This window comes from Pseudomonas sp. 43mfcvi1.1, from assembly GCF_900115935.1.
GTDB lineage: Bacteria > Pseudomonadota > Gammaproteobacteria > Pseudomonadales > Pseudomonadaceae > Aquipseudomonas > Aquipseudomonas bijieensis.
The window spans coordinates 640,147-653,175 of sequence record NZ_UETT01000001.1; the positions used below are offsets into that span (position 1 = coordinate 640,147).

The following is a 13,029-nucleotide window of genomic DNA, read 5'->3' on the forward strand; positions in this document are numbered from 1 at the left end:
CAGGCTCGCTCCCACAGGGTCATGCCGTTCACTTGAGGAAAAGTGTTGATACCTGTGGCCAGAGATTGCTCCCGCTGGGCTGCGCAGCGGCCCCGAGCGGTGAACTGACTGGCGGCGCTTGTCAGAAAAATCCTTAAAGAGTACAAATGTACTCCATGACGACTCTCACCCCCCGCCGTACCGCCATCCTGACCTTCATCCGCGAGCGCATCGCCGATCAGGGTCAGCCTCCCAGCCTCGCTGAAATCAGCGAGGCGTTCGGTTTTGCTTCCCGTAGCGTGGCGCGCAAGCATGTGCTGGCGTTGACCGAGGCCGGTTTCATCGAGGTCAATCCGCACCAGGCTCGAGGCATTCGCTTGCTGAACCAGCCGCCACGGCCCGAGTTGCTCGACGTACCGGTGCTGGGGCGAGTGGCTGCCGGGCTGCCGATCGGCGCCGACGCCGAGGTTCACAGCCGCCTGATGCTGGACCCGGCGATTTTCACCAAGGCGCCGGATTACCTGCTGCGGGTCCAGGGCGACTCGATGATCGAAGACGGCATTCTTGACGGTGACCTGGTAGGCGTGCAGCGCACGCCCCAGGCCTCTAACGGGCAGATCGTCGTGGCGCGCCTGGACGGTGAAGTCACTATCAAGCGGTTCGAGCGCATCGGCGAGCGAGTGCGTTTGCTGCCGCGCAACCCGGCCTACCAGCCGATCATCGTCGAGGCCGATCAGGACCTGGCGATAGAGGGGGTGTTCTGCGGCTTGGTGAGGCAAGGTTGATGGGCGCGGTCGTTGCGCTGGACACGCTGTTCAACGGCGGCCAGGTCTGGAAGGGCCGGCCTGCGCCGCCGGCCGCCAGCCCGCAACCTACTGGCCATGCTGCTCTGGACGCGGCATTGCCCAGTGGCGGCTGGCCGGAAGCGGCGTTGACGGAGCTGCTCATCGCCGCCCCAGGCGTGGGCGAGTTGCAACTGGTGTGGCCGACCCTGGCGCGGCTGTCGGTGGCGGGGGAGCGGATTGTGCTGGTGGCGCCACCGTTCGTGCCCTATCCCCAGGCCTGGCAGAGCGCCGGTATCGACCTGCGCCAAATGTCGGTGATCCAGGCTGATGAACGCGAGGCCCTGTGGGCTACCGAACAATGCCTGCGTTCGGGCAGTTGTGGCGCGGTGCTGTGCTGGCCTCGCCAGGCGGACGACCGGGCCTTGCGCCGCTTGCAAGTGGCGGCGGAAACCGGTCAGACCCTGGCGTTCGCCTGGCGCTCGATCCAGGAAGCCATCAACCCGTCGCCGGCGGCCTTGCGCATCGCCATCGATACCCGGCCAGCGCAATTGCGCGTGCTCAAGTGCCGGGGCGGGCTGGCCCGTTCGGCACCGATCGCTTTTTCCCCACAGACAGGGCATTGAGGTTGCGATGCGCTGGGTGTGTATTCTTTTTCCGCAATTGGCGCTGGACGCCGCGCTGCGTCAGCGCCCCGATCCTGACGAGCCCCTGGCCCTGCTGAGCGGTCCGGCCCAGCGCCGGGTGCTGCAAGCGGTGAACGCGCCGGCACGGGCCCTGGGCTTGCGTCCCGGCCAGACCATGACCGCCGCCCAGGCCTTGAGCAAAGGCTTTGCCACCGCCGAATACGATGCGGCGCAGATCGAACACTGGCAACAGTTCCTGGCAGCCTGGGCCTACCGTTTCAGCTCCCAGGTCAGCGTGCATTACCCGCGTACGCTGCTGTTCGAAATCGAGTCGAGCCTGGGCCTGTTCGGGCCCTGGCCGGTATTCGAGGCGCGCTTGCGGGCCGAACTGACCGAGCTGGGGTTTCGGCATCGCATCGTCGCAGCGCCCAATCCGGTGGCGGCGCGGGTGTTGGCCAATGCCTATGACGCCTTGATGGTGCCCGACGCCGAGACCTTGCAACAGTACCTGGGGCACATGCCCGTGGAGCGGATCGGCCTGGAACCCGACGTCGCCACGGCGTTGTCGCGCATGGGCCTGCGCCGCCTGAGCCAGGTCCAGGCCTTGCCTCGGCAGACCCTGGCACGGCGCTTCGAGGCCCAGGTGCTCAAGCACCTCGATGCGCTGACCGGCAGTCGCACCCTGGCGCTGTCGTTCTACCTGCCGCCAGACCGTTTCGATGTGCGCATCGAACTCAACTATGACGTGCAATCCCATCAGGCGCTGTTGTTCCCGTTGCGCCGCTTGACCGGTGACTTGTCGGCCTTCCTCTGCGGTCGCGACAGCGGTGTGCAGCGTTTTGACCTGCATCTGGAACACGCTGGGTTGCCGGACACGCTGATCAAGGTCGGCCTGCTCAGCGCCGAACGGGATCCGGCGATGCTCTTCGAACTGGCCCGTGGCCGCTTGGAGCAGGTGCAGGTCGAGGCCCCGGTGCGCGGCTTTCGCTTGTGTGCCGAAGACCTGCCGAGCTTCGTGCCCCAGCGCCTGGAATTGTTCGATGAACGCCCGCAGCAGTCATTGCCCTGGGAGCAACTGCGTGAACGCCTGCGGGCCCGGCTGGGGGATGACGCGGTGCAGGGCCTGGGATTTCGCGATGACCATCGGCCTGAATGCGCCTGGCAAATGACAGCCCAGCCCCGGCCCCAGGCCTGCCCGGTGCGCGATGGCGTGCAGCGTCCCGGCTGGCTGCTGAATGAGGCCCAGGTATTGCAGGAAAGCCAGGCTCGAATCCTCATGGGCCCCGAGCGCATCGAGTCCGGTTGGTGGGACGGTGCGGATGTGCGTCGCGACTACTACCTGATCGAAACCCGCAGTGGACAACGAGGCTGGGCCTATCGACCGGCGGGCGAGGGCGGGCTGCTGTGGCTGCAGGGCTGGTTCGCATGAGCGTTGAGTATGCCGAGCTGCATTGCCTGTCGAACTTCAGCTTCCAGCGCGGCGCCTCCAGTGCCCTGGAGTTGTGCCGTCGCGCCAAACAACAGGGCTATCAGGCCCTGGCGATCACCGACGAATGCACCCTGGCCGGGATCGTTCGGGCCTGGCAGGCGGCCAGGGAGCTGGAGCTGCAACTGATCGTCGGCAGCGAAATCCAGGTCGAGGACGGTCCGAAACTGGTGTTGCTGGTGCAAGATCTGGAGGGTTACCAAGCCTTGTGCCGGCTGATCACCCGCGCCCGGCGTCGCAGCGAGAAGGGCCACTACCGCATCGTGCGCGAAGACTTCGACCAGCCTTTGCCAGGGCTATTGGCGTTGTGGGTAGCCGAGGGCAAAGACGCCGAGGAACACGGGCGTTGGCTCCAGCCGATCTTTGCCGGGCGCCTGTGGCTGACGGTCCAGTTGCACTGCGGGCAGGACGACCGCCGCCGGTTGGCCGACTCATTGGTGCTGGCCGAGCGCCTGGATCTTCCGACCGTGGCCAGTGGCGATGTGCACATGCACGTGCGTGGCCGTCGTGCCTTGCAGGACACCATGACTGCCATCCGCCACCATGTCACAGTGGCCGAGGCCGGCCAGCGCCTGCACCCCAACGGCGAGCGCCACCTGCGCAGCCGCAAGGATCTGGCCGATCTCTATCCTCGCGCCTTGCTCGACGAGACGCTGCTCATCGCCCGGCGCTGTACCTTCGACCTCAGCCAACTGCGTTATCAATACCCACGGGAACTGGTGCCTGACGGCCATGATCCGGCGTCCTGGCTGCGGGAACTGACCGAGCGCGGCATGCGTGAGCGCTGGGAGGACGGCGTGGAAGAGAAGGTCCGGCGGCAAATCAACGATGAATTGGAGCTGATCGCCGAACTGGGCTACGACAGTTATTTCCTCACCGTGCAGGACGTCGTCAACTTCGCCCGCGGCCGAAACATCCTTTGTCAGGGACGCGGTTCGGCGGCCAACTCGGCGGTTTGCTACGCCTTGGGCATCACCGAAATCGACCCGAGTCAGACCAACCTGCTGTTCGAGCGATTCCTGTCCCGGGAGCGCAACGAGCCGCCGGACATTGATGTCGATTTCGAACATGAGCGTCGTGAGGAAGTGCTGCAGTACGTGTTCCAGCGCTATGGTCGCCATCGTGCGGCATTGACGGCGGTGGTCAGCAGCTACCACGGCGCCGGGGCGGTGCGCGATGTCGCCAAGGCCCTGGGCCTGCCGCCGGACCAGGTCAACGCATTGGCCGATTGCTGTGGCCGCTGGAGTGACGAGGCGCCGCCGGTGGAGCGCTTGCGTGAAGGCGGCTTCGACCCGGACAGCCCGGTGTTGCGCCGAGTGCTGAGCCTGACCCAGCAATTGATCGGTTTTCCCCGGCATCTGTCCCAGCACCCTGGCGGTTTCGTGATTTCCGAACAACCCCTGGACACCCTGGTGCCGGTGGAAAACGCCGCCATGGCCGAGCGCACCATCATCCAGTGGGACAAGGACGACCTGGACGCGGTCGGGCTGCTCAAGGTGGACATCCTGGCCCTGGGCATGCTCAGTGCGATTCGCCGCTGTTTCGATTTGATCGAGCGCTACCGGGGCGAGCGCTATGCCCTGGCGTCGTTGCCCAAGGACGATCGGGCGACCTACGAAATGATCAGTCGCGCCGACACCATCGGTGTGTTCCAGATCGAGTCCCGGGCGCAGATGTCGATGTTGCCTCGACTCAGACCCGAGAGGTTCTACGATTTGGTCATCGAAGTAGCGATCGTGCGGCCCGGGCCGATTCAGGGGGGGATGGTGCATCCGTACCTGCGGCGCAGAAACAAAGAAGAGGCGGTGACTTATCCCTCTGAAGCGCTGGAAAAAGTGCTCGAGCGCACCTTGGGTGTGCCGCTGTTCCAGGAACAGGTCATGCAGATCGCTATCGTCGCGGCCGATTACACCCCCGGCGAAGCCGACCAGTTGCGGCGCTCCATGGCTGCCTGGAAACGTCACGGTGGGTTGGAGCCGCATCGGGAACGCCTGGCCCAGGGGATGAAGAAAAACGGCTACACCGCCGAATTCGCCGCGCAGATCTTCGAACAGATCAAGGGCTTCGGCAATTACGGTTTCCCCGAATCCCACGCCGCCAGTTTTGCCTTGCTGACTTACGCCAGCAGTTGGCTCAAGTGCCACGAGCCGGCGGCGTTCGCCTGTGCCCTGATCAACAGCTGGCCCATGGGTTTCTACAGCCCGGACCAGATCCTCCAGGACGCTCGCCGACATCAATTGCAGATCCGTCCGGTGGACGTGCGCGCCAGCGACTGGGATTGCAGCCTCGAACCCCTGGAAGGCCGGCAACCGGCGATCCGTATGGGCCTGCGACTGGTCAAGGGTTTTCGCGAAGAGGATGCCCGACGTATCGAAACGGCCCGCCGGCAGCGAGTGTTCAGCGACGTGGCCGACCTGGGCGAGCGCGCGCAACTCGATGTCCGGGCCCTGGCGCAACTGGCCGACGCCGGCGCCTTGCAGGGCTTGGCCGGCGATCGTCATCGGGCCCGCTGGGAAGTGGCCGGGGTGCAGAAGCAACTGGGTTTGTTCGCCGGCCTGCCCAGCCAGGAGGAACCGCCCGTAGCCCTGCCAACACCCACGGTGGGAGAAAACCTGTTTGCCGATTACACCATGCTGGGCACGACACTGGGGCCCCATCCGCTGGCCTTGCTGCGTCCCGAACTGCGCGCCCGGCGCTGCCGCAGCTCACGGGAATTGCAGGCGGTGGAGCATGGCCGCAACGTCAGCGTCGCCGGGCTGGTCACCGGCCGCCAACGCCCGGGCACCGCCAGCGGCGTGACCTTCGTCACCCTGGAAGATGAGTTCGGCAACCTCAACGTGGTGGTCTGGCGCGACCTGGCCGAGCGCCAGCGCAAGACTCTGGTGGGCGCGCAATTGCTCAGGGTCGACGGGCGCTGGGAAAGCGTCGGCGAGGTCCGCCACTTGATCGCCGGGCGCTTGAGCGACCTGACCGAGTTGCTGGCGGGCATCAATGTTCGCAGTCGCGATTTCCACTAACGCCGGCAGCCATACCGCAACCCCTGTGGCGAGGGGATTTATCCCCGCTGGGTTGCGAAGCAGCCCATGATTCATCGGCCACCGTGGTGTGTCAGACAGGACAGAGGGGTTGCTGCGCAACCCAGCGGGGATAAATCCCCTCGCCACGGGAAGCAGTCCCGATCCAGACAGGTCGTCGTCATCATCTCCCCATGAAACCAAACGCCAACCCAACGCTCGAAGCTCTGAGCGCAAGGCACTCGTGGTATACCAGTTCCCTGCAAGCATTTTGAGGTTCAGAGTCGACCCATGCAGTTCTTATCCCAGAATCACGGCTGTCCCGGTTGGGGCGGTGAGATGGCCGGACGTATCCGGGCGTTCGATTGGAGCCAGACCGAACTGGGCGCTATCGAGCAGTGGTCCGCCAGTTTGCACAACGCTGTCCAGGTGCTGCTGGCTTCGCCCTTGCCGATGGTCATGTTGTGGGGGCGCCAGGGCTTCATGATCTATAACGATGCTTATGCCGAGTTCGCTGGCGGTCGTCATCCGTACCTGCTGGGGTGCGCCGTGGAGCTGGGCTGGCCGGAAGTGGCCGAGTTCAATCGCCATGTCCTGGACGTCTGCCTGGCCGGTGGCACCTTGTCCTACCGCAGCAAGGAGCTGGTGCTGCTACGCAATGGCAAGCCCGAAGATGTCTGGATGGACCTCTATTACAGCCCGGTGCCCGGTGATGACCAGGCCCCGGCGGGTGTGTTGGCGGTGGTGGTGGAGACCACCGAACATGTGCTGACCGAGCGGGCCCGGCAAACAGCTGAACGCAGTTACCGCGCCGTCAATGAGCGTATCCAGCTGGCCCTCTCGGCCGGGCCCTTGCTGGGATCGTTTGTCTGGGATATCCGGACTGACACACTGTCCGGCGATGAGCGTTTCGCCCGTACCTTCAATTACCCGCCTGACACTCCACTGGACGCACTGCCGATCGAGATCGCCCGCCAGAGCATCCATCCGGATGACCTGGAAGAAGTGAACCAGCGGGTCGAATTGACCTTGCGTACGGGCACGCCCTACAGCGCTGAATATCGGGTGCGTCGCCTGGGCGGTGATTACCTGTGGGTACAGGCCAGCGGACGGTGTGAGTTCGATGCGTCGGGCAAGCCCCTGCGTTTCCCGGGGGTACTGATTGACATCAACGAACGCAAGACAGCCGAAGCTTCGCTGCTCAAATTCACCCGCGACCTGGAACAGCGCGTCGCCAACGAGGTGCAGGCGCGGCTGACGGCAGAGGAGCAGTTGCGTCAGTCGCAGAAGCTCGAGGCCATTGGCGGCCTCACCGGCGGCGTGGCTCATGACTTCAACAACCTGCTGCAAGTGATTGCCGGCAATCTGCACTTGCTGGCCCGGCACGAGCGGGACAATGCCAACGTGCAACGGCGGGTCAGTGCCTCCCTTGAAGCCGTGGAGCGTGGTGCGAAGTTGTCATCGCAACTGCTGGCCTTTGCTCGACGCCAGCCATTGTCACCGGCGGTCTACAACCCGCGGCGCATCTACGATGGCATGGGTGAACTGCTACAACGGGCCCTGGGCGAAACCATCCAGATCGAAGTGTCTTTGCCCGATGAGCCCTGGTGCATCCACGTCGATCGCAATCAACTGGAAAATGCCCTGTTGAACCTGGCGATCAATGCGCGCGATGCCATGCACGGCGAGGGCACCATTCGCCTGATCGGCGAGAACATCGTGCTCGATGAGTCGTCCTGTGTCGGCAAGGGCATTCCGGCGGGCGACTATGTGCGATTGTCGGTGATCGATCGCGGCGTAGGCATGCCGCCCGATGTCTTGAATCAGGTATTCGAGCCGTTTTTCACCACCAAGACTGATGGCCAGGGCACTGGGCTGGGGCTGAGCATGGTGTTCGGGTTCGTCAAGCAGAGCGGCGGCCATATCGAGATTTCCAGCAGCCTGGGAGAAGGCACGCGGGCGCAGATGTATTTCCCCCGCAGTCTCCAGCCGGAAGCCGGTGAAGAGGCGCAACACGACCCGCTCCAGTTGGGTGGGCAAGAGATGATTCTGGTGGTGGAGGACAACGAAGAGGTGCGCGGTGCGTCAGTGGAGTTGCTGGAGCAGTCCGGTTACCGGACCCTCACTGCCGCCAATGGTGACGAGGCGATGAAACTGCTGCTGGAGGGGCGCGCGGTGGACCTGATCTTCACGGATGTGGTCATGCCCGGGCTGATCAAGAGTTCCGACCTCGCCGCTTGGGCCAAGGTGCAATCACCACCGGTACCGGTGCTGTTCACCTCGGGCCACACCCGGGACATCATCTCCCGGGACCACCAGTTGAGCCCCGACACTCATTTGCTGAGCAAACCCTACGGCCCGGATGCGCTGACCCGGATGGTGAGAACCGTGCTGGGGCGCTGAGCGCGGCAGCGTAAACAAATGGAACCGAAGCCGTTGCGTCACTTTCGAATGACAAGACCGGTCATCCATCCGGCCCTGCCAAGAACGAGGTGCCTATGAACGACGATCCTGCCACCACCCAGCAACAAGGCCAGACACAAAACCCGACCCCACGTAACGACCCGGCCATTGATCCCCAGGTGCCGACCACCTCGACCGGCGCCCAGCCAGTCAGCCCCGCCGGGACGGACCAGGCCCAGAGCGCCGACAGCGAGGTCGATCAGAAGCAACATCATCAAGACAATGACAATACCTTCAGCCCCGGCTTCAAGCCTGACCCGGACCGGCCAAAGTCCGATGACAGCACTGATGCTGATATCGACACCGACGGTGGCTAGCCGTTACCCGATTCGTGGAACATCGAGTGTGACCCGCCCAGATTGATGAGTGACTGGGCGGACGGCGGCTGTGGCGCCCCAGCGCTTGCCTTTCCAGCGATCCAGCGCAACCAGCACCAGTGACACCCCCATGAATCCCAGCAGCACCATCACCGCGTTGATGAACACCCGTGGATAACCCAGTGTGTCCACTTCGATGAAAGGGTAGGGGTAGGAACCGATAAAGTGCCCCCGCACCAGGGCATAGATGAAATAGACCAGTGGATAGATCAGCCATGGCCAGACATCCCGCCATTCAACCCGAAAACAGGCGACTCGAGAGTGCTGGCGCATCGGCGGATGCGGGTGACTGGAGGTGTTCTTAGGCCTTGAACAAGGCCATCTTCATGGAGACGGCCTTATTCGATGCTTCAGGATTACTTGCTTGGGTGAGCCGCCTGAAGTTTCTTGGCCCCTTCCAGGTGATGCTCCAGGTCTGGCAGCATCTTCTGGGCAAACGCCTTCAGTTCGGTATTGCCAGCCTTTTTATCGTCGGTGACGGTCTCAGCTTCTTTCTTGAACAGGGCGATGGTTTCTTCGTGAGCCTTCACCTGATTGTTGGCATAGGCTGCATCAAAGGACTCGTCCCGCAGGTCGAGGATCTTTTCCTTGGCCTTCTTCACCAGCGTAGTGTCGTCTGGCACTTCAATGTCGTGTTTTTTCGCCAGTGCTTTCAACTCTTCATTGGCCTTGGTGTGATCGCTAATCATCTTCTCGGCGAAGGTCTTGACGTCCGCCGAGGCGCTTTTTTCCAGGGCCAGTTTGCTGGTTTCGATTTCCGCGATGCCACCGGCTGCCGCGTTGTCGACGAAGTCGTTGGAAGTCGCGGCCCAGGCCGAGCCCATGCTGGTGCTCAGGGCAACTGCCAGGCCGAGTTGACGCCAGGTAAATCCGTCCATTGATAAGTCTCCACACAGGTTGAAAGAGCGATTCGTTTCGTCTCTGTTCAATGGAGAGCGGCGCGCCAACAAAGGTTTGATTGGAAGATATCCCGTTACGACGAACGGTCACCGCTGGTCGGATTGGCGGTCGACAGAACCCCGTCGACGAGGCCATCCTGATCATCGACGAGCGCCGTAAAGGCGTCTGCCACCGACCCACTGAAGGAGGTGTTCCATGCCGGTGTCCCACGATTTGTGCCAGGATCTCAACTGCACAAAAGACCACATCCAGCAAAAACGCAGCGAGGATCCAAGGCTCGACTCGTTACTTCAAAAATATTCCCAACTTGATGCCGAGGTGGTCGACGCCGAGAAGCCATCATCGGCGGCACTGTCCGACGATGCCCTGGAGACACTCAAGAAGAAACGCTTGTTGGTCAAAGATAAGATCGCGGAGAAATTGAGGTAGCCGTCAGGCTGGCCTGCTTGTGAGGGGCCTTTATGAAGGGCCCTGAACTATGTCGATGAGCCTGTGGCGAGGGAGCAAACGCCCTCGCCACAATGGGTTTTACAACACCATTCGAAAATCCATCAGGTCAGCGGATCCCAGCGCTGGGACCAGTCGCTGCCAGCCTTGACGATTTCGCGCAGCACTTCGAACGCCTGCTGCAACGCCGCCGAATCCCGGTCCCGGGAATAGACCAGGTAGGTCGGGTAGTTGAACTCCGGTGCCTTGGGCACCCGTTCCAGGATGCCGCTGTCCAGGTAGCTCTGCACCACCCGAGTGCGAAAGTAGCCGCTGCCGCCGTTCTCCAGGATGTACTGCAAGGCCAGGGGACCGAGGTTGAACGTCACGGCAGCCTTGGCCTTGTCCGGTAGGGCGGTGTCGTGCTGGCGACGGAAGTCGGCGCTCCAGTCGATGTACACGTAGGGCTCGGGACAGGTGGCCAGGCGTACCAGGATGAGTTTTTCTTCCAACAGTTGTTCTACTTGCAGGCGCGGCCAATATTCGGGCTGGTACACCACCGCCGCATCCAGCAAGCCCAGTTCCAGCTGTTGCAGCAGCTTTTCACCGTCGCGGATGTCCATGCGCAGGGCATGGCCGGGGATCTTCTGCCGCAGTTCCCCGGCCCAGGCGAGCATCAAGGGGTTGCACAGGCTGACCTCGCCACCCAGATGCAGGACGTTGCGATAGCCCTCAGGCAATGGCAGGTCCCGGCGGGCCGCTTCCCAGGTTTGCACGAGTTGATTGGCGTAGATCACAAAGGCCTCGCCATCTGCGGTCAACCGCGCACCGGCACGGTTACGCACGAACAGCGCGCAGCCGAGCTGGCTCTCAAGCTTCTGCACCCGCGCGGTAATCGCTGTCTGGGTGACGTGCAGCTTGTCGGCCGCGGCGGCTAGGCTGCCGTGGCGGACGATTTCCAGGAAGGTGCGGGCGAGGTCGATGTCCATGGTCAGGCCGATGCGGGGGAAGCGGGCATTGTAAGAGCTGCCACACCTCCCTGATACCGGGAATCATGGAATGGCTTGCGCCTCCGCTATTCGCGCCCAAGGGGCGATCAGGCGTTCGGGTGTGCGGCAGGCCTTGTGCTTGAGCACGAAGCTGCGGCACTTCTCGGCGAAGCCATGGCGATTGTCCACCATGTCGCGGCGCATCTGCGCGAGTTCGCCGTCGCGACACGCCTGGATCGCCGGCAGGCTGCGTTCGGCCTTGCGAACTCGCAGGGTTTCATAGGCTGGATCGAGCAGCGCACTGTTGGCCCGTTGCAACAGCCATAGGCTGAACTCGTCGGGGCACCGTGGTCCGATTTCCTGGACCATGCCGTAGCGCAACGCTTGCAGGGCGCTGATGGGCAGGCAGTCTTGGGTGAGTTTCCAGGCCTGGTCCGGGCCGACCGCCCGGGGCAGGCTGTAGGTCCAGTACTCGGAGCCATACAGGCCCATGGTTGCGTAATGGGGGTTGAGCACGATGTCACTGCGTGCCAGCACGATATCGGCTGCCAGGGCCAGCATGACACCGCCAGCCCCGGCGTTGCCCGTCAGGCCGCTGACTACCAGTTGCCGGGCGCGGAACAACTCCAGACAGACGTCATCGATGGCCTGGATGTTGGCCCAGGCTTCCAGGCCGGGATCGGTGGCGGCCTGGATCACGTTCAGGTGTACGCCGTTGGAAAAGCTACCGCGTCCACCGCGAATCAACAGCACCTGGGTGTCCCGGGACTTGGCCCAGCGCAGCGCCTGTACCAGGCGCTGGCACTGTTCGGTGCTCATCGCGCCGTTATAGAACTCGAACGTCAGTTCCCCCACATGGCCGCATTCCCGATAGCGAATGGGCTGATAGACCTCATCGCTGAACGGTTGGCGGGCCAGGGAGCTGTCGAGCACCGGGATTCCGTCAAGGCGCTGCGAGAGCACATGGCGTGCCGGTCGCTTGAAGGTCTGTTCGCCGGGCTGCGGCTTGCGGCGCAGGGCGCCGATCCACAGGCTTGCATCCCCTGTCGCCACCAGCACCGCATCGTCGCGTACGGCCAGCAGTTCGCCGGGCAGGCCGCGGCGAACGTCTGGATGGGCGTCGTACAGGTAAAACTGTTCATCGGCCAGGCTCGCGAGCACACCAGGTTGACCGTCGGCGGCGTCGATGCGGCGCTTGATGAACCCGGTGCTGTCGTGCCAGCTGAAGGTGCGGTCGTCCTGGGTCATGTTCGGCTGCAGGCGCCCGATCACCTCGTGACGGCTGTAATCCAGCGGCACCGGGACGAAGCCGGCACGGAATTTGTCCACCACTTCGCGAATGCAACGAATGGCCGCGTCACTGACCGGGCCGTTATACAGCTCCGATTTGCGCAGGCCTTCGGGCAGGTTGAACTCGCAGGTGGCCCACACGGGCCCGGCGTCCATTTCCTCCACCGCCTGCAATGCCGTGACGCCCCAGCGCTCGGGTTGTCGGGTGATGGCCCAGTCCAGGGCGCTGGCGCCGCGATCGCCGACAATTCCGGGATGAATGATCACCACCGGGCGCCGTGGATTGCGCCACAACTGCTCGGGTACGCGGTCCTTGAGGAACGGGCAGATCACCAGGTCGGCGCGGCTTTCTTCGATTTGTCGGCAGACCGAGGCCGGGTCGGTGAACAGCACCACGCTGGGGTGATAGCCGGCCTCGCGCAGGTCCAGCCAGGCGCGTTGGGTCAGACCATTGAACGCGGTCGATAGCAGAATGATCTTCAGTGCGGGCATGAAATTCTCTTCCTTGAGATGAACGGACGCAGGCTCCCGATGAGCCGTCCCTGGCTTTGATGGAAGCGCTAAATTAGCGGTTGTGGGGCGAGTGGCTACTGACGAGGGTCAAGGTTGCGTGTGTTGCGCGGAATCATCGGAGGGCAAAAACACGAATCCCGCCACGGGGCGGGATTCGTTTGCAGCCAAAAAGGCCCGCGAAGAA

At 63.3% G+C, this 13,029-nt stretch carries 11 protein-coding genes; 7 read left to right on the plus strand and 4 right to left on the minus strand.

What is annotated here, in order from left to right; all coding sequences use genetic code 11:
• The first annotated feature begins 146 nt into the window (after positions 1-146).
• The 6 genes from lexA to DTP52_RS03045 all read left to right on the plus strand — a co-directional run bounded on the left by lexA (position 147) and on the right by DTP52_RS03045 (position 8,667).
• The gene (gene lexA, locus DTP52_RS03020) at positions 147-764 is read left to right on the plus strand and encodes a transcriptional repressor LexA (protein ID WP_018606049.1); all 618 of its coding nucleotides are present in this window, start codon (positions 147-149) and stop codon (positions 762-764) included.
• Positions 764-1,387 carry a translesion DNA synthesis-associated protein ImuA gene (imuA, locus tag DTP52_RS03025; protein ID WP_109751776.1) on the plus strand — a complete coding sequence of 208 codons (624 nt, stop codon included), beginning with the start codon at positions 764-766 and terminating at the stop codon, positions 1,385-1,387. The genes lexA and imuA overlap by 1 nt, the downstream gene beginning before the upstream one ends.
• A gap of 7 nt (positions 1,388-1,394) precedes the next feature.
• Positions 1,395-2,816 carry a DNA polymerase Y family protein gene (locus DTP52_RS03030; RefSeq protein ID WP_109751777.1) on the plus strand — a complete coding sequence of 474 codons (1,422 nt, stop codon included), beginning with the start codon at positions 1,395-1,397 and terminating at the stop codon, positions 2,814-2,816.
• Positions 2,792-5,890 carry an error-prone DNA polymerase gene (locus DTP52_RS03035; RefSeq protein WP_178082448.1) on the plus strand — a complete coding sequence of 1,033 codons (3,099 nt, stop codon included), beginning with the start codon at positions 2,792-2,794 and terminating at the stop codon, positions 5,888-5,890. Before DTP52_RS03030 ends, DTP52_RS03035 begins: the two co-directional genes overlap by 25 nt.
• Before the next feature lie 288 nt (positions 5,891-6,178).
• Positions 6,179-8,290 carry a PAS domain-containing sensor histidine kinase gene (locus tag DTP52_RS03040; protein ID WP_109751779.1) on the plus strand — a complete coding sequence of 704 codons (2,112 nt, stop codon included), beginning with the start codon at positions 6,179-6,181 and terminating at the stop codon, positions 8,288-8,290.
• A gap of 95 nt (positions 8,291-8,385) precedes the next feature.
• Entirely contained in the window at positions 8,386-8,667 is a 282-nt protein-coding gene (locus DTP52_RS03045; protein WP_109751780.1) for a hypothetical protein, read from the plus strand.
• Between the two features lie 3 nt (positions 8,668-8,670).
• Here the strand turns inward: DTP52_RS03045 and DTP52_RS03050 are convergent, their stop codons facing one another.
• A complete protein-coding gene (locus DTP52_RS03050; RefSeq protein ID WP_109751781.1) occupies positions 8,671-9,000 on the minus strand; it encodes a Pr6Pr family membrane protein in 330 nt (109 codons plus the stop codon).
• An 83-nt stretch (positions 9,001-9,083) separates the two neighbouring features.
• The gene (locus DTP52_RS03055) at positions 9,084-9,605 is read right to left on the minus strand and encodes a DUF4142 domain-containing protein (protein ID WP_109751782.1); all 522 of its coding nucleotides are present in this window, start codon (positions 9,603-9,605) and stop codon (positions 9,084-9,086) included.
• A 217-nt stretch (positions 9,606-9,822) separates the two neighbouring features.
• Here DTP52_RS03055 and DTP52_RS03060 point away from each other — a divergent pair, with 217 nt between their 5' ends.
• Positions 9,823-10,056 carry a YdcH family protein gene (locus tag DTP52_RS03060; protein WP_109751783.1) on the plus strand — a complete coding sequence of 78 codons (234 nt, stop codon included), beginning with the start codon at positions 9,823-9,825 and terminating at the stop codon, positions 10,054-10,056.
• Between the two features lie 122 nt (positions 10,057-10,178).
• Here the strand turns inward: DTP52_RS03060 and DTP52_RS03065 are convergent, their stop codons facing one another.
• Both DTP52_RS03065 and DTP52_RS03070 read right to left on the minus strand, forming a co-directional pair.
• Positions 10,179-11,042, minus strand: a complete 864-nt coding sequence (locus tag DTP52_RS03065) for a LysR family transcriptional regulator (protein ID WP_109751784.1) — start codon at positions 11,040-11,042, stop codon at positions 10,179-10,181.
• 63 nt (positions 11,043-11,105) lie between these two features.
• Positions 11,106-12,824 carry a hydrogenase maturation protein gene (locus DTP52_RS03070; protein ID WP_109751785.1) on the minus strand — a complete coding sequence of 573 codons (1,719 nt, stop codon included), beginning with the start codon at positions 12,822-12,824 and terminating at the stop codon, positions 11,106-11,108.
• Positions 12,825-13,029: the final 205 nt, after the last annotated feature.